This is a genomic window from Novosphingobium sp. (assembly GCF_019748365.1).
Lineage (GTDB): Bacteria > Pseudomonadota > Alphaproteobacteria > Sphingomonadales > Sphingomonadaceae > Novosphingobium.
This window is the reverse complement of sequence record NZ_JAIEPN010000034.1, coordinates 1-22099: the sequence shown is the minus strand read 5'-3', so window position 1 is coordinate 22099 and position 22099 is coordinate 1. Positions and strand designations below refer to the sequence as shown.

Genomic DNA, 22099 nt, shown 5'->3' with positions numbered 1-22099 from the left:
CTCCTGAGCTGATGCTTCCGGTTCGCAGCAGGCGCGTGGCCGGTTACATCAATCGAGCGTCCGCGCCTGAAACAGGGCTGCGACAGCCGCGGCGAGGAGGGTGAAAGCTGCAATCGGCAGCGCCTGCTCCAGCACCAGCGGCCAGCCTTCACCACGGAGCATGACGCCGGTGGCGGCCCGGTTGAAGTGGGTGAGGGGAAAGAGGTTCCCGATCGTCTGCGCCCAGCCGGGCAGCGTTGCGAAGGGGTAGAGGAAGCCGGACAGCAGCATTGCGGGGAGGTAGAACGCAACCGCGCCCTGCAGCGCGGCCAGCTGCGTGCGTGCCCGCGCGGCAATGGCATAGCCGAGCGCGAGGTGCGCCGCCGCGAACAAGGGCAGCAGTGCCGCGAGCGCGGCGGCATTGCCGCGCACCGGCAGTTCGAACAGCCAGAACCCGACCATCATCACCGCCAACCCCTGCACGGTGCCGATCGCGACATAGGGCAGCAGCTTGCCAAGCAGCACTTCGCCGCGCCCGACCGGCAGGATCAGCAAGGCTTCCCAGGTGCCGCCTTCACGCTCCCGCGCGAGGCTGAGCGTGCCGAGCATGATCATCGCGATCATCACAGTGACCCCGACAAGGCCCGGCAGAAAGCTCCAGTCGGCGCGCGATTCCGGGTTGTAGAGCCGCTCGACCTTCAGTCCCGGCCCGGAGGCGTCGCCCCGTTCGGCCAGCGCGCGCCAGTATGCCGCCTCGATCCTTGCCGTCGCCGCCGATGCGAGCGACGCGTTGCTTGCATCGACCACGATGCGCAGCGGACCGCCCTTGGCGAGCGGATTGGCAAAAGAGCGGGCCTCGGGAACTTCGACCCCGATCACCGCCCCGCCGCGCCGCACCATCGCCTCGGCGGTTCCGGGTGCGCCCTTGGCCACGACCGCAAGATTGTGCTGCTGGCCAAGCTCACTCGCCACGGTCTCGGCGTCGCGTTTCGATGGCGCGGCGATGGCGACCGTGACGGCGGCATCGGGTCGGATCGCGGTGCCGAACAGCACGATCTGCAGCAACGGCACAAGCAGCAGCAGCGTCAGCGCGATGCGTGTGCGCATCAGCCGCGTCGATTCGACCGCAGCCACGGCAGCGATGCGGCGCAGCCTGCTCAAGGCTGGGCCTGTCCGAGGACAGCCGCTTCGAGCGTGGGCGATCCCGCCGCGCCGATGAGCTGGCCGGGCGTCGTCTGGGCGCTTGCCCGCCCGTCGCGGTAGAGCATGATTTGCGGCAGTCGCTCGGCTTCGGCCAGATCGTGCGTGCTGACGACGACCGCGCTTCCCGCGCTGGCGAATTGCGCCATCCAATCCCATAGCGCGAGGCGCGTGACGACATCGAGGCCCGCCGTCGGCTCATCAAGCAGCAGCAGCAGCGGCGCGTGGAGAACGCTGGTTGCGAATTGGACCCGCCTTGCCCAGCCGCCCGACAGGACACCGAAGCGCTGACTGGCGACCGCCTCCAGCCCGTACCGCGCAAGAGCATCGCCAATCACATCGCTGCGCAGGCCATGCACCCGCGCGTGAAAGCGCAGGTTTTCAAGCACCGTGAGTTCGGCATAGAGGGCGAGCTTCTGGCTCATGTATCCGATCTGCCGCTGATCGATCCGGCCTGAACGGCCTGAACGGATTGCCGCGCCCAGCACGGTGCCCGAGCCGGTATCCGGTTTGACCAGCCCCGCAAGCATGCGCAGCGTTGTCGTTTTGCCGCCGCCGTTCGCGCCGACCAGACCGAGCAAGTCGCCAGCGCCCAGCCGCATCGATACATCGCGCACGACTGTGCGGCTGCCGAAAGCCTTTGAAAGTCCGCTGATGTCGACCAGCAGCTCAGCCATCGGCCTGCCGATAGGCGAAGCCACCATACATATGCTTGCTCGCTTCCGCGCCGAGTACGACGATGCCGTCGCCCGGCGCTGCCGTGGACCGCAGCGTATCGAGCGCGATCCAGATCGCGGCCGATCCAGTGTTGCCGATGCGGTCTGCCTGCACGAACACGCGCTCCGGCGGCAGGGCGAAATGCGCGGCGGCGAGTAGACCGATCCGCCCGCTGACCTGATGCGGGACCACGTGGCGCGCAGCTTCGAGCGGAAACCCTTGCATGGCTGCGGCATCGCGGCCGGCATCGAACAGCCGGTGCCCTTCGGCGCGGATCGCGGCAAAATCATGGTCGAAACGCGGCTGGCCGTGCTGGCGCGAAATCCCGGGCGCGCGCCCCTTGCCGAGCGCGCCGAACCAAGCGGCTTCGATGGAGGAGTGGCCCGGTGCGTCGGCGCCGACGATGATCGCACCAGCGCCGTCGCCCATTTGCACCATGTTGACGATCTGATCGGCGTCGACATCAAGGTCTGCGGGATCGAGGAACAGCGAACCCGTTTCCGAGCCGACAATCGCCACTGGCCCGGAGCCGGCGGCAACAAGGCCGAAGGCAATCATCAGCGCGTTGGCAAAGCCGGTGCAGGCCTGCCGCAGTTCCACATGCGGACCTTCATACCCGATCCGATCAGCAACCATGGCGATATTGGCGGGCAGCGGCTGATCCGGCGTGGTGGTATGGCCGATCAGGTAGGCAAGATCGCCAGGCCGCAAGCCGGCCTGCGCAAGCGCCGCGCTGACTGCGCGGGCGGCGAGCGCGGAATTGGATTCGTCGCGGCGAGCAGTCTCCAGCCGGGCGCCGAAATCGCGGCACACATGGCGGCTTGCGATGCCGAGCCGCCCGGCAATGGCTGTCGCCTCGCGGGTCCTGGCAAAGCCGAAGCGGTCGCGCATCAGCGCAATCAGATCGCCGGTTGTGACGGGCGAGCCGGGGAACGCCTGTCCGCTGCCGAGCACCGCGAGCCGACCCTTTGAAAGCCAGGGCGTGGCGCTCATGGACGCAGCAGGCCCTGTGGAAGCGACCCGAGATCGGCTTCCAGCCGCGCCGGATCAACCTCAAGTTCTTCGAAGGCATCGGCTGCGAGCATGATGACCTTGGCGAGTGCCTCACGCGCGGCCGCAGCAACATCCTCGAAGCGCCGACCATCGGCGCGCGCCAGCACGAGCGACCGGCTGAGCCGGACGTGGCGGGTTTCATCGCGCCGGATGCGGGCCAGCATGCTGGCAAGGTCCCGGTCGCCCGCAACCGGTGATCCCTGATGCAGCAGGCGGCTCAGGATCATGCAGACACCGGCGTCGATGGCGGCAATGCGCGCAAGATGCACCAGGGTCGACCCGCGTCCGAGATCGATGTGAAAGCGGCGGGCCTTCTGGCGCAGCTGGGCAGCCGCGACGCTTGGCAGGCTCTCGGCAAGGCCGTGCAACAGCTGGTCGTGCACGCGCTCTTCCTCGGCGATGGCCCGCAGCGCGGCTGTGGCCGTAGGATCGCCCTCGCTTGCGGCGAGGCCGTCGAAGGCGATGGCCGCCGCTTCCTCGCCGCAGCCGAGCAGCGGAACCAGCGTGGCAAGCGCATGGGCAGGGCGATCGCCGAGCCGAACGTCGATCGGCAATGCCGCCGCCACCCGGTGCGGCGCACCGAAGCAGAACGTCGTGCTGGCCGACGGGATCATTTAGCGCGCTCCGACAGGTGTGTTGGACAGGGATCTGTCAGGAGCTTCGCGGGGGCGCGGCGCACGGTTACATCGCACAGTAAGCGTTGGTTCGCGGTGGTGGGGTTCGGACCAAGCGGGGTGTCGCGCCCTGGCGCAAACTTGAGCATGCGGCGCCCGTTTGACCGGGTTTGGCTGGGAACCCCGATTGCGGACACGAGTTAGCGCCTGCTCAATGCAAGAGGCGGGGACTAACTCTTTGAATGATTGGTCGGGACGAGAGGATTCGAACCTCCGACCCCCACACCCCCAGTGTGATGCGCTACCAGGCTGCGCTACGTCCCGACCGGAAGGCGGGCCTATAGGCAGGGTCTTGATGGATGGCAAGGCTTCATGATCGCCGATTGTGCAAGGCACGTCTTTCGCGCCTGAAGGCGCGGTCACAAAGTTGCCTAAGCCATGCCAAACTGCTAGCGCGCCAGCCCATACTGGCCTTACCGGACCTGCGGCGTGCCGCCGGACCGGGACCGCCGCGCCAGATCAGCCCTTGCGAAAGTTGCTTTGCCAGCCATGAACGGTCCTGCTCTACTTACCATGCTTGCCGCCGCCGCACCGGCTGCCGCGCCAGCCGAGCCGCCCGCCTATCTGCAGTTTCTGCCACTCGTCGCGATGGCGGCGATCTTCTACTTCCTGATCCTGCGCCCGCAGATGCGCCGGCAGAAGGAGCAGCAGGCCAAGATCGGGGGGCTGAAGAAGGGCGATCAGGTGGTGACCGCGGGTGGCCTGATCGGCAAGGTTATCAAGGTTGACGACACGACTGTCGATCTTGAGCTCGGCCCCAATGTCCGCGTCCGTGCGGTGCGGGCGACGATCGGCGATGTGCTGCCCCCTGCCGGATCGGCACCGGCTAACGATTGATCTGACCAACGATTGATGCTGCGGCCTGCATTCCCATATCGCGGCACATGCCCGCATATCGGTGTGGCCTCCTTCAGGAAGACCTTACTCGATGCTTGAATTTCCGCGCTGGAAGGTGATCTGGCTCTGGGCGATCACGCTGCTGGCCGCGCTCGCTGCTGTGCCCTCGGTCGCCACGGTCATGGGCATCGCACTCCCCGCCGGGGTCTATGCGCCCACGGTCAATCTGGGCCTTGACCTTGCGGGCGGCAGCCACATCCTGCTCGAAGCCGATCCCAGCCAGGTGCGCCAGCAGCGCATCGAGGGCATGGACGAATCGGTCCGGGGCAAGCTCAAGCAGGCCAATCCGGATATCCGCATCAGCGATATCTCCAACCGTGACGGCGCGCTGACTTTCCTTGTCGAGGATCCCGCCAAGGTCGATGCCGTGCGCGAGGCGATCCTGCCGCTGACCAACGGGGCGGGCCTGACCGGTGCGCGCGACTGGACCATCAATGTTATCGACGGCAACCGTTTCGTCCTGACCCCGACACCGGAAGGCATCGACCTTGCGGTGGCGCAGGCGATGGAAACGGCGGTTGAAGTGGTGCGCAAGCGCATTGACGCCTTGGGCACGCGCGAGCCGACGATCATCCGTTCGGGCGCCAACCGCATCGTGGTGCAGGTGCCGGGTCTGCAGGATCCGCAGGCGCTGAAGAACCTGCTCGGCCAGACCGCCAAGCTCGAGTTCAAGCTGGTCGATACGACCGCACTGCAAAGCGATATCCAGCGCGGCGTCGCGCCTCCGGGCAGCGAGATCGTGCCCTATGCACCGGGCAAGGATGGTGCACCCGTCGGTTCGATCGCGGTCAAGCGCCTTGGCGGCATTCGCGGTGATCAGCTGACCAATGCGCAGGTCACCAACAACCAGCAGACCAACGAGCCGCAGGTGGCGATCACCTTCAACACCGAAGGCGGCGCGCGCTTTGCCAAGCTGACGACGCAGAACGTCAACAAGCCCTTCGCGATCATCCTCGATGGCAAGGTGCTTTCCGCGCCCAACATCAACGAGCCGATCCTGGGCGGCAGCGCGGTGATCTCGGGCAACTTCACCACGCAGGCGGCGAGCAACCTCGCTATCTCGCTGCGTTCGGGCGCGCTGCCGGTGGACCTCAAGGTGGTGGAAGAACGCACCGTCGGGCCTGACCTTGGCGCGGATTCGATCCGCAAGGGCATGATCGCGATGGCGGTCGGAACGCTGGCGCTGGTCGCGTTCATCCTCGCGGTCTACGGCCGTTTCGGGATGTATGCCTGCATCGCGCTCGTCTTCAACGTGCTGATGATCCTTGGCATCATGGCACTGATCGGCACGACGCTGACGCTGCCGGGCATTGCGGGTTTCGTTCTCACAATCGGCGCGGCGGTCGACGCCAACGTGCTGATCAACGAGCGCATTCGTGAAGAGCGGCACCGCGGGCGCCGCGTGTTCCAGGCCGTCGAGATGGGCTACAAGGAAGCCAGCCGCGCCATCTTCGACGCCAATATCACCAACGTGATTGCGGCGATGTCGATGGCGGCATTCGGCACCGGCCCGGTGCGCGGCTTTGCCATCGTGCTGCTGATCGGCATCGCGACCTCGGTGTTCACCGCGGTGACCATGACCCGGATGTGGGTCGCCCAGTGGCTGCGCAAGGCGCGGCCCACCGAAATCGCCTTGTAAGGAACCGGCCCGATGAAGCTCCTCAAGCTCGTTCCCGACAACACGAACATCAAGTTCCTGCGCTGGCGCGGGCCCTTCTACGTGATCAGCCTGCTGCTGATGGCGGCGAGCCTTGGCCTTGTCTTCACCAAGGGCCTGAACCTCGGCGTCGATTTCATCGGCGGCCAGATGATCCGCGTGACGTTCACGCAAAGCGCCGAAGCGCCGGTGGCGGCGCTGCGCGGGGAGATCGAGACGCTGGGCTATGGCGAGCCGATCATCCAGCGCTATGGCAAGCCCAACGAGATTTCGATCCGCATGAAGCTGCCGGAGGGCGCGGACCACGACAGCGGGCTTTCCGACAAGATGGCGCGCACGATCACCGCAGACATCAAGGCCAAGCACGCCGATGCGCGCGTGGACGGCGTGGACTCGGTCTCGGGCAAGGTCTCGGGCGAGCTGTGGCACAGCGCGGCGCTTTCGCTCGGCCTCGCGGCGCTGGCGGTGGCGGCCTATATCTGGCTGCGCTTCGAATGGCAGTTCGGTATCGGCGCGCTGTTCAGCCTTGTCCACGACGTGACGCTGACGCTGGGCCTGTTCGCGGTGACGCAGCTGGAATTCGACCTCACCATCGTGGCGGCGCTCCTGACGCTGATCGGCTATTCGCTCAATGATACGATCGTGGTCTACGACCGCATCCGCGAAAACCTGAAGAAGTATCGCAAGATGCCGATGCCCGAGCTGCTCGACCTTTCGGTCAACGAGACGCTGCACCGGACGCTGGCGACTTCGCTTTCGATGCTGATCACGCTGACGGCGCTGCTGCTGCTGGGGCCGGGGGTGATCTTCGGCTTCACTGCGGCGATCACGCTGGGCATTTTCGTCGGCACCTACAGCTCGATCTACATGGCCGCGCCGATCCTGATCTGGCTGAAGGTGACCTCGAAGAGCTTCGTGCCGACCGAATCCGCGCTCGACAAGCAGGAGCGGATGGCGCGCGAAGGGGCTTGAGGTAGGCCCACCCCAAGCCCCTCCCGCAAGCGGGAGGGGAGTTAGCGGTTGGCGGCTTTTTCGTAGATCTGCGCGAGTGCAGCGGCGTTCGCGTCCCAGCTGAAGCGGGCGGCGCTGGCGGCGACCTCTGCTGGTGCGGGCGGAGCTGCCAGTATCTCGGCAATGGCAGCGGCAATCGCGGCAGGGGTTCGTTCGGCGAGACGGCCGGCGGCGGGGCAATTGACCACCTCGGGCGCGCCGCCCACGGGCGGAATGACGAGCGGCGTGCCGCAGGCGAGCGCTTCGATCCAGGCATTGGCAAGGCCTTCGCGCTCGGAAGGCAGCACCATGACATCGGCGGCGCTGAGCAGCACGGGCAGGGTCTCATGACCCACGCCGCCGAGGAAGTGCACCCGGCTGGAAACACCGTGCGCGGCGGCCTTGGCGCGCAGCGCGGCTTCCTCCGCGCCGGTGCCGGCGAGCGCGAGCTGGATATCGCCGGGCAGGCTGGTCAGCGCCTCGATCGCGAGGGCCTGTCCCTTGATCGTGATCAGCGCACCGACGCAGACGGCAAGGCGGTCGGCGGGGCGGAGGGCGAGCGTTGGCAGGCTGGCGGCGAGCTGGGCGCGCGCCTCGGCGCGGGGCATCGGCTGAAAGCGCGCATGGTCGAGGCCGGTGTAGTGCACGGTGATCCCGCCGGGCGGGGCGAGGCCCAGCGCGTCCATGTCGCGCGCGAGGGCGCCAGACACGGCAAGCACTGCCGCTGCGCTATGGGCTGCGCGGCGCATCTGGAGCAGTGCGGCGGGGCGGTCGCCCCAGAGATGGATGTCCGAGCCGCGCGCCTTGATCGCATGCGGCAGGCCGAGCGCGGCGGCGACATCGGCGGCGGCGGGGCCATCGGGATAGAAGAATTGCGCGTCAACGAGATCGAACGGCGTTTCCCGGTGGAGCTTTCGCGCCAGCGGCAGGACCGCGCGGGTGATCGCCCAGGGATTGAAGCGGCCGGAGAGCCCGGGGACGAGGAGGAAGCGGGGATGATGCACCGTGACGCGCCCGCCGGTTTCGACCGGGGGAATCGTCGCGAGCGGCTTGTAGCGGCCCATCGCGCGCAGCGGCGGCGGGGGTAGGCCGATCGGGTTGATGACGGTCACGTCCCAATCGCCCCGCGCGGCGAGCGTTTCCATCTGGCGCGCGACAAAGCGGCCGAAGCCCGGGCGGGTCGGGGCGGGGTACAACGTCGAAATCGACAGCAGGCGGCGCTTCACCGGCAATGGGCTGGATATCAGAGCGAGCGGACGAGCAGTTCGGCAACGCCGATCCAGGCGGGGTGATCGATCACCACCTGGCGCTGGCCGACGCCGGGCGGCAGCAGCGCAACGCGGTCGCCGTCGCGGTCGATCATGCGGCCGAAGGCGAAGCGGCCGCCGGGGCGCGGGGCAAGCACATCGCGGTTGAGCGCGCGGCCGAAATCCTCCGGACCAACTTGCCTAAGCCAGACCTGATCGCCAGCGCGGTATTCACCGGCGCTGGCCTCCACCGTCATCACGACGAGCTGGGCCGAGCCCGGACCGACCGGAAGCACCGCCGACATCGGCTTGGTGAGCGCCTCCGCACCAGTTGCCGCGAGGCGGGCGATGATCTGCGGTTCGCTATCGACCTCGGCCTTTACCAGCAGCTGCGGATCGACATCGAGTGCGGCGGCGATGCGGTTCATCCAGCCGAGCGAAAGCGAGCGCATGCCCGTTTCGAGCCGGCCGATGGTCTGCGCAGTTGTCGGCGGCGCACAGCGCGCGGCGACATCGGCCAAGGTGAGGCCCTTTTGACGGCGGATATCGCGGATGCGGTTGATCATGTCAGGGGCTCTCTTGGGGGCCTCCTACGGACTTTTACAGCTTTTGTGCGCTGCGGCAAGTTTTGTGCTTTCCTACAGACAACACTCTCCGGCATGATAACGATTGTTCCTGATTTGTTCAAGAGGAGGGCGCGATGGCGCAGGTTCTGGTCGAGCGTGAACTGACGGAAGAGGGACCGCGGCGGGTGGACGGGGTGCGGCCCGGCTCCGCTGGCGGATCGGGGAAGGCGGCAGTGCGCAGCGTGAAGGTCAATTTGGCCGAATCGCCACTGACCTGGCTGCACGCGCGGGGCCACTTGAACGACCGGCAGTTTGCCGCTGGCGAGCGGTTGCGCGCTGATTGGGAGCGTGCCGAACTTGCCCCGTCGGTGACGATGCGATGGGACCCGGTGCGCATTGCCGGAGGCGAGAAAGACCTGACGCCCGGCGAACGCCAGATTGCGGCGCGGCGCCGGTTTGATGGTGCCATCGCGGCAGCAGGCCCGGGCCTTGCGGATATCCTTTGGCGGGTGGTCTGCGCGGGCGAGGGTGTGCCGGCTGCAGAGAAGGCGCTGGCCTGGCCTGCGCGTAGCGGCAAGCTGGTGCTGGAACTGGCGCTCGACCGGGTGGCTGGTTTCTACGGGGTGCGGTGAGGGGCGTTCAGAAGACGTTGTGATCTTCGGGCTGTCGCAAGAGCGAGCGTCCCCATTTGTAGAGGCCGAAGCCGATCATGAAGGGGATGCCACCCACCATCAGCGGCAGATAGATCGCGCCGAGGATCCCGGGGTCCCGCATGGCTTGGGTCATGCCGATGCCGATCACGAGCACGGTGCAAAGACCGCTGGTGAGCATGATCAGGATGCCGGCCGCCAGCAGCAGGCCGCCGAACAGGCGCTTCATGGCTTCCTCCTTGCACGCGCTACCACCGCCGCGCCCTCGGCACCGGGACGATAGAAGGTGTTGTAGGTATCGAAGGGGATGATCTGGCGATCGGGCGTGACGAAGTGGACGCAGCTGCGCTTCACCGTCGCCAGATCGAAGTTGTAGCGATCGAGGAACTGCAGGATCACGACGCGGAAGCTGTTGGCATAGCCGAGGTCCTCCGGCACCAGCGCCTGCGGCAGGCAGCATAGTACGCCCGCCAGCTTCTCCTCTGTGTTGCACTGCGTGGTGGCGAGGCTGAAGAGGTCCAGCATCGCCTCGCGCAGCGCGGGATAGGCCTCGTAGCTGATCGTGTTGGGCCCATTGAGCAGCACCTCGCGCGGGAGCAGCGAGGTGATCGGGGTGACCGAGCGGCCCGCGCGCAGGCCGTAGCCGATGCAGATCTGATCGGGATTGCAGGGCAGCGGGATCATGTCCTCTGCCGCGAAGACACCGGCCTTTACCACCTCGCGCCGGATCTGGGTGATCAGCATGCGGTTGGCCTTGCCGTCGAAGCCTTCGTTGCGCCCGGCATCCTGCACCGGCTGGAAGGTGACCCCGCGCACGCATTTCCATTCGAGTGCGTGGTTGACGATATCTGCGATCTCGCCGTCGTTCACCCCGCGCTTCACCACGGCGACCAGCGTGGTCGAGAGGCCGACCCGTTCCAGCGCTTCGAGCGCGGCCTGGCGGACGCGCGAGAGGCGGGCGCCGCGCAAGTTGACCAGCGCCTCGTCGTTCAGGCTGTCGAACTGGAGGTAGACTTCGAGGCGAGGGGCGTAGCTGGCAAGGCGCTCGACGAAGGCCGGGTCCTGCGCGATGCGCACGCCGTTGGTGTTGATCATCACGTGGCGGATCGGGCGGCGTTTTACCGCATCGAGCACTTCGAAGAACTGCGGGTGGATCGTGGGTTCGCCGCCGGAAAGCTGGACAAGGTCGGACTCGCCCTCGCTTTCGACGAGCGCATCGAGCATGCCTTCGATCACGCTTAGCGGCAGATGGGCGCCATGGACATTCTCGGCATCAGCGAAGCAGACCGGGCAGGCGAGATTGCAGGCAGAGTTGATCTCGACGATGGCGAGGCAGCTGTGCTGTTCGTGATCGGGGCAGAGGCCGCAATCGAACGGGCAGCCTGCTTCGGTGCGGGTCTGCGCGGTGAGCGGGCGGTCGCCGGGCTTGAGCCAGTCCTTCTGGCCGCGCCAATAGGCAAGATCGTCGCTGATCAGCGTTTTCTGGACGCCGTGGGCGGGGCAGCGCTTGAGGTAGTAGACGCTGCCCGCTTCGATGATGACTTTGGCGGGGACGAGTTCGAGGCAGGTCTCGCACAGGCTCGTGGTCTGGCTGTGGAAGATGTAGGGCGCCGCCTTGCGCTCAGGCGGCGGCAGGACGGTCGTTTCCACGTGCGATCCAGACGAGGGCATATAGAATCAATCCGATCATGGCCAAGTTGAACACGTTTAACGGGCCGACGATCTTTGGGTAGGGCTTGAAGAACTCCCACGCAAATCGCTGCACCGCGTAGAACAACACGAAAGCGTGGAAGCCGTGGCGCGTGGCCCATTGTCGTTCGCGCGTGAGGGCGCGCCAATAGACGAGGAGAAAGGCCAGCATCGCGAGCGATTCGTAGATCTGTACGGGATGGCGCGCGATGCCATCACCGAGATCGACGCCCCAGGGGAGGCTGGTGGGGATGCCATAAGTGTGATCGGGGAGGCCTGCGAAGAGGCAGCCCCAGCGGCCGACCATGATGCCGAGCGTGAGCGGAATGACGAACGGACCGCCGGTGGAGCCGCGCACCCCGCGCACCCATTTCCACACTTCGACCGCGACGATTGCCCCAGCCAGCGCCCCCGCGACCGAGTGCGAGAGCACTGGCCTTGCATCCTGAAGGGTGTTGATCGACCCCAGCAGCCACGCCCCCGCCGCGCCGCCCAGCGCGAGGCTGATGAAGTAGTCCGGCGCGGTCTGCCGGGCGAGGGTTTCGACGCTCGCGCGGCGCTGCCGATAGACCCACCGCGCGCCGAGAAAGGCGATCAGCCAGGCCGAGAGATCGCCGAGATAGTGGAACGAGGGGGAAGTGGGGATGTGGATCACGGGTTGTAACTCAGCAATTTGCACGCGTTCATTCGCGGACTGCGAGTTCGGGATGCTCGTTCTCAATTGGCAGGATGAACGAGTCGAACAAAATGAGGAAGATATCCCCCAGAGCGCGAGCATACCGCTGACGCTCCTGTTCATCCGTCAGCTTTGAGATCGCCGCGTCAATGTCGCCGAATCCGGCATCCAACGCATATACCGCGGCCAGAAGCTGACTGGCTGTTTCGCGTTCCATCTCATCCCTCCACCATCTCCGCCAATTCCAGCCAGCGCTCTTCTGCTGCGTCCTTCTCGGCGCGGGCCTTGTCTAGCGCTGCGGTAAGGGCGGCGAAGCGGGTGGGGTTCTTGGTATAGAGTTCGGGGTCGGCCAGCGCCGCCTCATCGCACGCGATCAGAGCTTCCAACTCGGCGATGCGGTCCGGGAGCAGCTCGTAGTCGCGCTGGTCCCTGTAAGTGAGCTTGGCCTTCTTGGGCGGGGGCGGCGGGGGCGCGGCGGCGTGTTTTTCTGCCGTTTCGCGCGCCACGGGCTTGCCCGCCAGCCGCTGTTTGCGCTGCTTCTCCCAGTCGGCATAGCCGCCCGCGACGATATCGACTTTGCCCGAGCCGTCCATGCCGAGCGTGATCGTCACGGTCCGGTCGAGGAAATCGCGGTCGTGGCTGACGATGAGGACGGTGCCCTCGTAGTCCGAAATCACTTCCTGCAGGAGGTCGAGCGTTTCGAGATCGAGGTCGTTGGTCGGCTCGTCGAGCACGAGGAGGCTGGAAGGGCGGGCGAATTCGCGGGCGAGGAGCAGGCGCGAACGTTCGCCACCCGAAAGCGTGCCGACGCGGGCCTCGACCATGCCGGGATCGAACAGGAATTCCTTGAGGTAGCCGTGGATGTGCTTGCGCACACCCTGCACGTCGATCCAGTCGCTGCCTTCGGCGAGGACGTCGCGGATGCGCTTGTCGGGTGCCATCAGGCTGCGCTGCTGGTCGATGATGACGGGGGTGAGCGTCTTGGCGAGGGTGACGGTGCCGCTGTCGGGTTCAAGCTCACCGGTGAGAAGCTTGAGCAGCGTCGTCTTGCCTGCGCCATTCGCGCCGACGAGGCCGATGCGGTCCTTGCGCATGATGCGCAAGCTGAAGTCCTTGACGATCACCCGTTCGCCAAAGCGCTTGGTGATCTTGTCGGCGACGATGACGGCCTTGCTCTTGGCATCGTCGCTGCCGAGGCTGATCTTGGCGGTGCCCTGCGGGCTCATCATCGCGGCGCGGGTGGCGCGCATTTCCCAGAGCTTTTCGAGGCGGCCCATGTTGCGCTTGCGCCGCGCGGTGACGCCGCGTTCCAGCCAGTGGGCTTCGATCTTGAGCTTGGCGTCGAGCTTGTCGGCGGCGCGGGCCTCTTCGGCGTAGACCGCTTCCATCCACGCTTCGTAGCCGCCGAAGCCGATCTCGCGGCGGCGGATCGCGCCGCGGTCCAGCCAGAGCGTCGCCTTGGTCAGGCGTTCGAGGAAGGTGCGGTCGTGGCTGATGACGACGAAGGCGCCGGTGTAGCGCTGGAGCCAGCTTTCGAGCCACTCGATCGCGGCAAGATCGAGGTGGTTGGTCGGTTCATCCAGCAGCAGCAGATCGGGCTCGCTGGCAAGCGCGCGGGCGAGGGCGGCGCGGCGGCGTTCACCGCCCGAGGCGCTGTCTGCCTTGCGGGAGAGATCGATGCCGAGCTGGCCTGCGATGGATTCGACTTCGTGACGCGGCGGGGCGTCCTTGCCCGAAAGCGCGAAGTCCATCAGGGTTTCATAGCCGGTGAAGAACGGGTCCTGCTCCAGCGTGACGACGCGCGTGCCGGGCTGGACCGAGCGGGTGCCCTTGTCCGCATCGATCGTGCCCGCGATGAGCTTCAGAAGCGTGGTCTTGCCTGCGCCATTGCGGCCGATGAGCGCGAGCCGGTCGCGCGGGCCGATCTGGATGTCGAGGTCCTTGAACAGCCAGCTTGTGCCCTGGTTGAGGCCAAGGCCTTCCCAGCTGAGGATCGGTGCTGCTGCCATGATGGAGCGGCGCTTAGCCGGGGCGGGCGGGAAGGTCCAGTATCTGCAGGGGATGGCTTGGCACTCGGCCACATGATCTGCCATAGTGCATGCTCAGGGGAGCGGGGTATGGGTCATCTGACTTCCCGCACGTTCACAAGCTATTCAAAGGCCTCAGGCTATGCCGCTTCGCATCATGCGTTGGACATCTGCAATTCTCGCCCTTGGCCTCCTCGTCTCGATTGCCCCCGCGGCCGATGCGCAGCAGCGCCGTGCCGACGAACAGCGCGAGGCGCGGCTGGACTTGCGCAACGGCAACGTGCGTTCACTGCGCGAGATCGAGGCGCGCGTGCTGCCAACGAAGCGCGGCATGCAGTACCTCGGCCCCGAATACGATCCGACCGCGATGGCCTATCGCCTGAAGTTCATTCAGGACGGGCGCGTGGTGTTTGTCGATGTCGATGCGCGGACCGGGCAGATACTGGGCGAATCGCACTGATTCCCAAGTCTTGCGGCAAGCAAAACGGGCTGTTCCTTGACCGTTCAGGTTTGGCGCTCCATCACTTGGGGCGAATAGTGGTCCCGCCCGCAGCGGGCGCAGCAAGGGGCAAGCAATGCGCATTCTGATCGTCGAGGATGAACCGACCCTCGGCAAGCAGCTCAAGTCCACGCTCGAGGCGAACGGCTATGCTGTCGATCTTTCGGTCGATGGCGAGGACGGGCACTTCATGGGCTCGACCGAGGATTACGATGCGGTGATCCTTGATCTGGGCCTTCCCGAGATCGACGGGCTGACGGTGCTCGGCATGTGGCGCAAGGAAGGCCGCAAGTTCCCGGTGCTGGTGCTGACCGCGCGTGACAGCTGGTCCGACAAGGTGGCCGGGCTCGATGCGGGTGCTGACGACTATCTCGCCAAGCCTTTCCAGAGCGAGGAACTGATCGCCCGCCTGCGCGCGCTGATCCGCCGCGCTTCGGGCAATTCCTCGTCGGAGCTGATCGCGGGCGGCGTGCGGCTCGATACGCGTTCGGGCCGGGTGACGCTGGATGGCGAGCCGGTTAAGCTGACGGCGCAGGAGTACAAGCTGCTCTCCTACCTGCTCCACCACAAGGGCAAGGTGGTGAGCCGCACCGAGCTGATCGAACATATCTACGATCAGGACTTCGACCGCGATTCCAACACGATCGAAGTGTTCGTCACGCGCATCCGCAAGAAGCTGGGGCCTGACGTGATCACCACGATCCGCGGGCTGGGCTACAGCCTCGACGACCCGGCGCAGGGCGGGCGCGGCTGAGCGGACGCGGCGCGCACGGCGTGGAGCACAGCGTGATCGCCCCCGGGGAAACCGACGCCGCAGTACCTGACGCGCAGCCAGCCACCGCGCCGCACACGGGCTCGCTTTCGCGGCGCATGCTGCTGATTGCGGTGGCGTGGATTTCGGTTCTGCTGCTCGGCGGCGGTCTTGCGCTCGACCGGACGATGACCGGCCTTGCCACGCGCAATTTCGATGACCAGCTGGGCTACATGCTGACGGCCATGGTCGGTTCGGCGGAAATCGGGCCGGACGGCGAAGTGTTCTTCAACCGTGCGCTGGGTGATCAGCGGTTTCTTGAGCCCAACAGCGGCCTCTACTGGCAGATCAGCGGCCAGGGCCACGAGGATTTCCCCTCCCGCTCGCTGTGGGACCGCACGCTGAAGCTCAGAGGCGATCACTTCGATGGCGCCCCCCATGTCTACGACAGCGAACAGTTCGGCGAGGAGCGGCTGCGCATCATCGAACGCTCGGTGATCCTGCCGGGGAGCCCGATCAAGTGGCAGTTCGCAGTGGCCGCCAGCCGCGGCGATCTCGATGCGCAGATCCGGCGCATCCGGGCGATCCTGATCTGGTCGTTCGTGGTGCTGGCGCTTGGCCTGATCACGATGGCAGCACTGCAGACCTACTACGGCCTCGGCCCCTTGCGCCGCGTGCGCCGCGCGATTGCCGACATGCGCGAAGGGCAGGCGCGGCGGGTGGACGAGCCGCTGCCGCTGGAAGTCCAGCCGCTGGTCGAGGAAATCAACGCGCTGCTCGCCCACTCGGAGCGGCAGGCGGAGGAAGCCCGCACGCATGCCGGCAACCTTGCGCATGCGCTGAAAACGCCGCTGACGGTGGTGATGAACGCGGCGACGGCGAAGGCCGATGACCTCTCCGATACGGTGATCCGGGAAGCGGCGGTGATGCGCCGGCAGGTCGATCATCACCTTGCGCGCGCCCGCGCCGTCGGCCGCCGCGCCACCGGACTTTCGCGCGCCAGCGTGGGCGAAAGCGCGGAGGCGGTGGAGCGCGCGGTGGTGCGGCTCTATCCCAATGTGCGCTTCGACATGGACGGCAACCGCGAGGCCAGCGTCGCGATCGAGCGGCAGGACCTCGATGAAATCCTCGGCAACCTGATCGAGAATGCGGCCAAGTATGGCGGCGGTTCGGTCTTCGTCACGATCGATGCGGTGCCGGACGATCCGAAGACCTGCGAGATCTGGATCGAGGACGACGGGATGGGCATCCCGGATGAGGCCAAGGACAAACTCTTCGCGCGCGGTGCCCGGCTTGATACGGGCAAGCCGGGGACCGGTCTGGGCCTCGCCATCGTGCGCGATGTCGCGGAGCTTTATGGCGGTTCGATCACGCTGGGCGAGAGCGAGGATCTGGGCGGCTTGATGGCGGTGCTGCGGTTGCCGAGGTCGGCGGGGAAGTAGAGGTCAGCCTCAGGCGCGCGGATGCGCATTCCGGTACACGTCGAGCAGGGTAGCCGCATCAACCTTGGTGTAGATCTGAGTCGAGGACAGGCTGGCGTGGCCGAGCAGTTCCTGCAGGCTACGAAGGTCTGCACCCGCGCCAAGGAGGTGCGTGGCGAAGCTGTGGCGCAGGGCATGGGGTGTGGCCGTTGCGGGCAGGCCCAGCACGGTGCGGGCGCGGGCGACGGCGCGCTGGATCATCGCCTGGGCCAGCGGGCCGCCCTTGGCGCCGCGGAACAGCGGTTCGCTCCGTGCGAGCGGGAAGGGGACTTTGGCGGCATAGTCCTCCACCGCCGCCTTCACGATGGGCAGGATCGGCACGACGCGTTGGCGGCCGCCCTTGCCGGTAACGGTAAGCGCGTCTCCCAGCGGCAGCGCGGCGGCGGTGAGCGAGAGCGCCTCGGCAATGCGCAGGCCCGCGCCGTAGAGCAGAAGAAGCACGGCCCGGTCGCGCGCGCCGATCCAGGCTTCCGCGCCTTCGCTTTCGACCATCGCGGCAAGGCTGACTGCATCATCCGGGGTGACGGGGCGGGGCAGGCCCTTCTTGATCCGGGGGCCGCGCAGGCGGGGCGGCGGGGCGTCCGCACCACCGGCCTGCGTGCGGGCGAAGGCGAGGAAGGCCTTGATTGCGGACAACTCCCGCGCGGCGGAGACGTTGCCGATGCCATCGGCTCGGCGGGCGGCCAGCTGGGTGCGCACATCGCCAACGTCTAGCTTGGCGAGCGCTGGCCAATCCTGCGGTTGCGGCAGCGCGGCAAGCAGGCGCGCGGCGGTCGCGACGTAGGCGCGGACGGTGTGCGGCGAGCGGCGGCGGGCGAGCGCGAGGTGCTGGCCCCAGGCTTCCAGCAAATCGGCGGCGCTCATGCCCCGACAAGCCCGGCGGGGACGAGTTCACCGAGCAGGCCATCGAGCAGCGGCATGCCCGCATCGGTCACGATAAGGCGGTCGGCTCGCGTGCTGAGCAGGCCCTGTGCGGTGTAGAACGCGCGCTTGGCGGGATCGATCAGATCGGTTTCGGCAAGGCCGAAGCGCCGGGCGAGCGCGGCAGGCGCAATCCCTTCGGCAAGCCGCAGGCCCATCAGCAGCGCTTCGGCGGCCTGTTCGCGCATGCCGAGTTCGCGGATATCGGCGATGCCGTGGTGCTGGGCGCTGACGGCCTTGAGGAAGTTCTCCGGCTTGCGGTGGCGCACCGTCGCAAATCCGCCGCGCCGACCATGGGCGCCGGGGCCGATCCCGGCGTAGTCTTGATAGCGCCAATAGACGAGGTTGTGGCGGCTTTCCTCGCCCGGGCGGGCGTGGTTGCTGATCTCGTAGGCGGGGAGGCCGGCGGCGCTCGTCATCTCGCGCGTGAGAGCGAAGAGATCGCCCGCCATGTCATCATCCAGCGGGGTGAACCTGCCCTCGCGCACCAGCGTGGCAAAGCGCGTGCCGGGTTCGATCGTCAGCTGGTAGAGTGAGAGGTGGCCCGTGCCGAACGAGAGTGCGCGGGCCAGTTCGGCCTCCCACAGCTGCGGCGTGTGATCGGGCCGGGCGTAAATCAGATCGAAGCTGACCCGGCCAAAGTGGCGCTGCGCCACATCGAGCGCGGCAAGACCCTCGGCGGCATTGTGGAGCCGGCCGAGGAACAGCAGCGCAGCATCGTCAAGCGCCTGCAGGCCGAGCGAAACGCGGTTGATGCCGGCGTTGGCAAGGCTGGCGAAGTTTGCCGCCTCGACCGAGGAGGGATTGGCCTCCAGCGTGATCTCGATGCCCTCAGCGAAGCGCCAGTGGCGGCTTGCGGCTTCGATCAGCGTCGCCACCAGCGAAGGTGCCATCAGCGAAGGCGTGCCGCCGCCGAAGAAGATCGATGAAAGCTCGCGCCCACCCGTCAGCGCTGCCTCGTGCGCCATGTCGGCCAGCAGCGCCTGCTGCCATTCGCCCAGGTCGATGCCCTCTCGGACATGGCTGTTAAAGTCGCAATAAGGGCACTTGGCGAGGCAGAATGGCCAGTGGATATAAAGGGCGAAGGCCATGGGTCTTTCCAGCCTGAGTCGGGCGGATAAAGTCAAGGGCGAAAGGCATGGGGAAAGCGCATATGCAGGGCATTCGAGTGCGTTGGACCGTGATGCTTGTCGCCCTGCTGGCAGCGCAGCCAGCGGCGGCGCAGGTGACCGTCACGCCGATCGAGACGGTGGCGCCACGGCTGCTCGCGGCCCAGAATGCCGAGCGTGTGCGGTTGCGGATGAAGCCGCTCGTCTGGAGTGCGAAGCTGGCGGATCATGCCAGGAAGTGGGCGCAGACGCTCGCCGTGTCCGACATGTTCGAGCACGCGCCGGTGGGGGCCGATGGCGGGGAAGGGGAAAACCTCTGGACCGGCTCGAAGGATGATTGCACCCCCGAGGAAATGATCGGTTCCCTCATCGACGAGGGCAAGCTCTTCAAGCGCCGCAAATTCCCCGATGTCTCGACCACCGGGCGCTGGGAAGACGTGGGGCACTATACGCAGATCGTGTGGAAGGATACGCGCGAAGTGGGCTGCGCGATCGTCAGCAACCGGCAGAGCGATTATCTGGTCTGCCGCTACTGGCCTGCGGGCAATATCATCGGCCAGCAAGTCTACGACTACAAGGCGGCTGCCGCTCCGGCCACGGCCGCGCCAGCCACTCCGGCGGCGGTCAGTCCGACAAAGCCGACGAAACCAGCTTCGAAAAAGCGTCGGCGCGGTGGCTGATGCGATGCTTTTCAGCCGGGTCCAGCTCGGCGAAGGTGCGCGTATCGCCTAAGGGAACGAAGACCGGATCGTAGCCGAAGCCCATCGTCCCGCGGGGCGGCCAGGTTAGCGAGCCCTTGGCGCGGCCTTCGAACACTGCCTCGCGGCCATCCGGCCAGGCGAGCGCGAGGACGCAGGCAAACCAGCACGTCCGCGGGGTGTCAGGGCCGAGCTCGGCGAGTTTGCCCTCGACCTTGCCCATCGCCATGTACCAGTCACGGCCCGGACCGCCTTCGTAAGGCGCGGCTTCGGCCCAATCGGCAGTGTAGACGCCCGGCGCCCCGCCAAGCGCGGTGACGCAAAGGCCGGAATCATCGGCAAGCGCGGGAAGGCCCGAAGCGCTGGCCGAGGCATGGGCCTTGATCAGCGCATTCTCGGAGAAAGTCGTGCCGGTCTCGGCGGGTTCGGGGAGACCCAGTTCGCCCGCCGAGAGGCAGTCCATCCCGTAAGGCTCCAGCAGCGCCCGGATCTCGCGCAGCTTGCCCGCATTGTGCGTGGCGATGACGAGCTTGCCGGGGGGGAGCAGACGGGTCACGGCCTTGCCCCCACTGCCTCGTCATTCCCGCGCAGGCGGGAATCCAGAGCCTCAGACGCAGCGCCTGCCGCTCTGGATCCCCGCCTGCGCGGGGATGACGAAGGGTGGTATGGAAAGGTCACTGGCCGACGGCGCGGGCCTGTGCGGCGAAGATTTCGGCGCAGCCGATGCGGGCAAGGCGCAGGAGGCGCAGCAGGCCTTCCTCGTCATAGGTCGCGCCTTCCGCCGTTGCCTGCACTTCGGCGATATGGCCGCCTTCGATCAGCACGAAGTTGGCATCGGCATCGGCCGAGCTGTCCTCGATATAGTCGAGATCGAGCACCGGAGTGCCCTGATGGATGCCGCAGGAAATCGCGGCGACCTTGCGGGTGAGCGGGTCTTCGGTGATCGCGCCTGCGTCCATCAGCTTCTGCACGGCCAAGCGCAGTGCGATCCACGCGCCCGAGATCGAGGCGGTGCGGGTGCCGCCGTCGGCCTGGATGACGTCGCAGTCCAAAGTGATCTGCCGCTCGCCGAGCTTCTTGAGGTCCGTCACAGCGCGCAACGAACGACCGATCAGGCGCTGGATTTCCTGCGTGCGGCCCGATTGCTTGCCCTTGGCCGCCTCGCGGCTGCCGCGCGTGTGGGTGGCGCGGGGAAGCATCGAGTATTCCGCCGTGACCCAGCCTTCGCCCTTGCCGCGCATGAACGGCGGCACGCGCTCTTCGACCGAGGCGGTGACGAGCACCTTTGTATCGCCAAAGCCGATCAGCACCGAGCCTTCGGCGTGCTTGGTGAAACCGGTCTCGATCGTGATGGCGCGCATTTCATCTGCGGCGCGGCCTGAGGGTCGCATGGGAATTCCTTTGTCTGGCGTTTCCGCTGCCTTTAGCCCGCCGGGAGCGGAAGGGAAGGCCCAACCTCACGAAAAGACGGGGGCGCCGACACCTTTCAAGGGCCGGAAAACTGCCCTAGATATCGGGCATGGCAGGACCCGGTCTGACTGAACTTTCGGCGCGCGCCCGCGAAATCTTCCGGCTGGTGGTGGAAGGCTATATCGCCAGCGGCCATCCCGTCGGCTCACGTACGTTGGCAGGGAGCGGGGCGGTGGCGCTTTCGCCCGCCTCGATCCGCTCGGTGCTGCAGGAATTGCAGGATGCCGGGCTGCTCGCCGCGCCACATACCAGCGCGGGGCGGATGCCGACCCAGGTGGGCCTCAGGCTGTTTGTCGACGGGATCATGCAAGTGGCCGAACCTTCGGCAGCCGATCGCGCACAGATCGAGCGCGGGCTGGCCGAAGGCGGGACGATCGAGGCAGCGCTTGCGGCGGCGAGTTCGGCGCTCTCCGATCTTTCGGCGGCGGCGGGCGTGGTCATGGTGCCGCGCCGGGAAATGCGGCTGGCGCAGATTTCCTTCGTGCCGCTGGGTCAGGGCCGCGCGCTGGTCGTGCTGGTGGGGGATGACGGCAGCGTTGAGAACCGGGTGATCGATCTGCCCGGCGCGGCCAGCGCCTCCACGCTGGAGCAGGCGGGCAATTACCTCACCGCGCGCATGGCCGGGCGCACGCTCGCCGATGCCTTGCAGGCGATCCGCGCCGAGATTGCCAGCGGGCGCTCGGCGCTCGATACGGCGAGCGCGGCGCTGGTCGAGCGCGGGCTGGCGGTGTGGAGCCGCGATGCGGCACAGCGGCCGGTACTGGTGGTGCGAGGGCAGGCGAACCTGCTCGACGAGGCGGCGCTCGGCGATATCGAGAGAGTGCGGCAGCTGCTCGATGAACTCGAAAGCGCTGAAGCCATCGCGGGCGTGCTCGATGCTGCACGCGAGGCAGACAGCGCGCGCATCTTCATCGGCAGCGAGAACCGGCTGTTCTCGCTGTCCGGCTCTTCGGTGATCGCCTCGCCCTGGCGCGACGGGGAGGGGCGCGTGGTCGGCGTAGTGGGCGTTATCGGTCCGACGCGGTTGAATTATGCGCGGGTTGTCCCCATGGTTGATTTCACGGCTCAATCCTTGAGCAGGATCATCACCCAGGACGGATTTGGTAGAAAATGACTGAGAACGACACGCGCCCGCAGGATGCCGAAGT

Annotated in this window: 24 protein-coding genes and 1 tRNA gene; 9 read left to right on the top strand and 16 right to left on the bottom strand. The window is 66.8% G+C overall.

The features are described 5' to 3' along the window. Positions 1-48: 48 nt before the first annotated feature. The 5 genes from K5Q19_RS04730 to K5Q19_RS04710 all read right to left on the bottom strand — a co-directional run bounded on the left by K5Q19_RS04730 (position 49) and on the right by K5Q19_RS04710 (position 3887). Complete coding sequence (locus K5Q19_RS04730; RefSeq protein WP_292941720.1) at positions 49-1140, bottom strand: ABC transporter permease; 1092 nt, start codon at positions 1138-1140, stop codon at positions 49-51. Further along, entirely contained in the window at positions 1137-1856 is a 720-nt protein-coding gene (locus K5Q19_RS04725; RefSeq protein WP_292941718.1) for an ABC transporter ATP-binding protein, read from the bottom strand. The genes K5Q19_RS04730 and K5Q19_RS04725 overlap by 4 nt, the downstream gene beginning before the upstream one ends. Then, positions 1849-2889, bottom strand: coding sequence for a 3-oxoacyl-[acyl-carrier-protein] synthase III C-terminal domain-containing protein (locus K5Q19_RS04720; protein ID WP_292941716.1), 1041 nt, complete (start codon positions 2887-2889; stop codon positions 1849-1851). Before K5Q19_RS04720 ends, K5Q19_RS04725 begins: the two co-directional genes overlap by 8 nt. Further along, on the bottom strand, positions 2886-3563 hold the full coding sequence (locus K5Q19_RS04715) for a ferritin-like domain-containing protein (protein ID WP_292941714.1): 678 nt from the start codon (positions 3561-3563) through the stop codon (positions 2886-2888). Before K5Q19_RS04715 ends, K5Q19_RS04720 begins: the two co-directional genes overlap by 4 nt. 247 nt (positions 3564-3810) lie before the next feature. Then, positions 3811-3887, bottom strand: a tRNA-Pro gene (locus K5Q19_RS04710). Positions 3888-4112: 225 nt separating this feature from the next. Here K5Q19_RS04710 and yajC point away from each other — a divergent pair. The 3 genes from yajC to secF all read left to right on the top strand — a co-directional run bounded on the left by yajC (position 4113) and on the right by secF (position 7149). Beyond that, positions 4113-4460, top strand: a complete 348-nt coding sequence (yajC, locus tag K5Q19_RS04705; RefSeq protein ID WP_292941712.1) for a preprotein translocase subunit YajC — start codon at positions 4113-4115, stop codon at positions 4458-4460. Between the two features lie 91 nt (positions 4461-4551). Continuing rightward, complete coding sequence (gene secD, locus K5Q19_RS04700; RefSeq protein ID WP_292941710.1) at positions 4552-6159, top strand: protein translocase subunit SecD; 1608 nt, start codon at positions 4552-4554, stop codon at positions 6157-6159. Positions 6160-6171: 12 nt separating this feature from the next. Further along, positions 6172-7149: a protein translocase subunit SecF gene (secF, locus tag K5Q19_RS04695; RefSeq protein ID WP_292941708.1), complete on the top strand. Its 978-nt coding sequence runs from the start codon at positions 6172-6174 to the stop codon at positions 7147-7149. Positions 7150-7190: 41 nt separating this feature from the next. Here the strand turns inward: secF and K5Q19_RS04690 are convergent, their stop codons facing one another. Together K5Q19_RS04690 and K5Q19_RS04685 are read right to left on the bottom strand one after the other, a co-directional pair. Further along, positions 7191-8393: a glycosyltransferase gene (locus K5Q19_RS04690; RefSeq protein ID WP_292941706.1), complete on the bottom strand. Its 1203-nt coding sequence runs from the start codon at positions 8391-8393 to the stop codon at positions 7191-7193. Between the two features lie 17 nt (positions 8394-8410). Beyond that, complete coding sequence (locus K5Q19_RS04685; protein ID WP_292941704.1) at positions 8411-8980, bottom strand: helix-turn-helix transcriptional regulator; 570 nt, start codon at positions 8978-8980, stop codon at positions 8411-8413. 134 nt (positions 8981-9114) lie between these two features. Here K5Q19_RS04685 and K5Q19_RS04680 point away from each other — a divergent pair, with 134 nt between their 5' ends. Beyond that, positions 9115-9612: a DUF6456 domain-containing protein gene (locus K5Q19_RS04680; protein ID WP_292941702.1), complete on the top strand. Its 498-nt coding sequence runs from the start codon at positions 9115-9117 to the stop codon at positions 9610-9612. Between the two features lie 7 nt (positions 9613-9619). Here K5Q19_RS04680 and K5Q19_RS04675 read toward each other — a convergent pair whose 3' ends face one another. Genes K5Q19_RS04675 through K5Q19_RS04655 form a run of 5 tightly spaced genes read right to left on the bottom strand, consistent with a single transcriptional unit; the run spans position 9620 to position 14004 of the window. Further along, on the bottom strand, positions 9620-9859 hold the full coding sequence (locus K5Q19_RS04675; RefSeq protein ID WP_292941700.1) for a hypothetical protein: 240 nt from the start codon (positions 9857-9859) through the stop codon (positions 9620-9622). Continuing rightward, a complete protein-coding gene (locus tag K5Q19_RS04670) occupies positions 9856-11280 on the bottom strand; it encodes a radical SAM protein (RefSeq protein WP_292941698.1) in 1425 nt (474 codons plus the stop codon). The genes K5Q19_RS04675 and K5Q19_RS04670 overlap by 4 nt, the downstream gene beginning before the upstream one ends. Further along, entirely contained in the window at positions 11252-11974 is a 723-nt protein-coding gene (locus K5Q19_RS04665; RefSeq protein WP_292941696.1) for a prolipoprotein diacylglyceryl transferase family protein, read from the bottom strand. The genes K5Q19_RS04670 and K5Q19_RS04665 overlap by 29 nt, the downstream gene beginning before the upstream one ends. Positions 11975-12002: 28 nt before the next feature. Continuing rightward, positions 12003-12212 carry a hypothetical protein gene (locus K5Q19_RS04660; protein WP_292941694.1) on the bottom strand — a complete coding sequence of 70 codons (210 nt, stop codon included), beginning with the start codon at positions 12210-12212 and terminating at the stop codon, positions 12003-12005. 1 nt (position 12213) lies between these two features. Then, positions 12214-14004, bottom strand: a complete 1791-nt coding sequence (locus K5Q19_RS04655) for an ABC-F family ATP-binding cassette domain-containing protein (protein WP_292941692.1) — start codon at positions 14002-14004, stop codon at positions 12214-12216. 175 nt (positions 14005-14179) lie between these two features. Here K5Q19_RS04655 and K5Q19_RS04650 point away from each other — a divergent pair, with 175 nt between their 5' ends. From K5Q19_RS04650 to K5Q19_RS04640, 3 genes are all read left to right on the top strand, one after another. Beyond that, positions 14180-14482, top strand: coding sequence for a hypothetical protein (locus K5Q19_RS04650; protein ID WP_292941690.1), 303 nt, complete (start codon positions 14180-14182; stop codon positions 14480-14482). A gap of 115 nt (positions 14483-14597) precedes the next feature. Then, positions 14598-15275: a response regulator transcription factor gene (locus tag K5Q19_RS04645; RefSeq protein WP_054121216.1), complete on the top strand. Its 678-nt coding sequence runs from the start codon at positions 14598-14600 to the stop codon at positions 15273-15275. Positions 15276-15391: 116 nt separating this feature from the next. After that, entirely contained in the window at positions 15392-16714 is a 1323-nt protein-coding gene (locus K5Q19_RS04640) for a HAMP domain-containing sensor histidine kinase (protein WP_292941761.1), read from the top strand. Positions 16715-16723: 9 nt separating this feature from the next. Here the strand turns inward: K5Q19_RS04640 and K5Q19_RS04635 are convergent, their stop codons facing one another. Together K5Q19_RS04635 and hemW are read right to left on the bottom strand one after the other, a co-directional pair. Continuing rightward, positions 16724-17617 carry a tyrosine recombinase XerC gene (locus K5Q19_RS04635; protein WP_292941687.1) on the bottom strand — a complete coding sequence of 298 codons (894 nt, stop codon included), beginning with the start codon at positions 17615-17617 and terminating at the stop codon, positions 16724-16726. Continuing rightward, a complete protein-coding gene (hemW, locus tag K5Q19_RS04630; RefSeq protein ID WP_292941685.1) occupies positions 17614-18765 on the bottom strand; it encodes a radical SAM family heme chaperone HemW in 1152 nt (383 codons plus the stop codon). The genes K5Q19_RS04635 and hemW overlap by 4 nt, the downstream gene beginning before the upstream one ends. A 62-nt stretch (positions 18766-18827) precedes the next feature. On the opposite strand from hemW, the gene K5Q19_RS04625 reads away from it, so the two are divergent. Continuing rightward, positions 18828-19463 carry a CAP domain-containing protein gene (locus K5Q19_RS04625; protein ID WP_292941683.1) on the top strand — a complete coding sequence of 212 codons (636 nt, stop codon included), beginning with the start codon at positions 18828-18830 and terminating at the stop codon, positions 19461-19463. Here the strand turns inward: K5Q19_RS04625 and rdgB are convergent. Together rdgB and rph are read right to left on the bottom strand one after the other, a co-directional pair. Further along, positions 19408-20037, bottom strand: a complete 630-nt coding sequence (gene rdgB / locus K5Q19_RS04620; protein WP_292941681.1) for an RdgB/HAM1 family non-canonical purine NTP pyrophosphatase — start codon at positions 20035-20037, stop codon at positions 19408-19410. The genes K5Q19_RS04625 and rdgB overlap by 56 nt on opposite strands. Before the next feature lie 118 nt (positions 20038-20155). Beyond that, complete coding sequence (gene rph / locus K5Q19_RS04615; RefSeq protein ID WP_292941679.1) at positions 20156-20872, bottom strand: ribonuclease PH; 717 nt, start codon at positions 20870-20872, stop codon at positions 20156-20158. Between the two features lie 128 nt (positions 20873-21000). On the opposite strand from rph, the gene hrcA reads away from it, so the two are divergent. Next, positions 21001-22065 carry a heat-inducible transcriptional repressor HrcA gene (gene hrcA, locus K5Q19_RS04610; RefSeq protein WP_292941678.1) on the top strand — a complete coding sequence of 355 codons (1065 nt, stop codon included), beginning with the start codon at positions 21001-21003 and terminating at the stop codon, positions 22063-22065. Positions 22066-22099 lie beyond the last annotated feature (34 nt).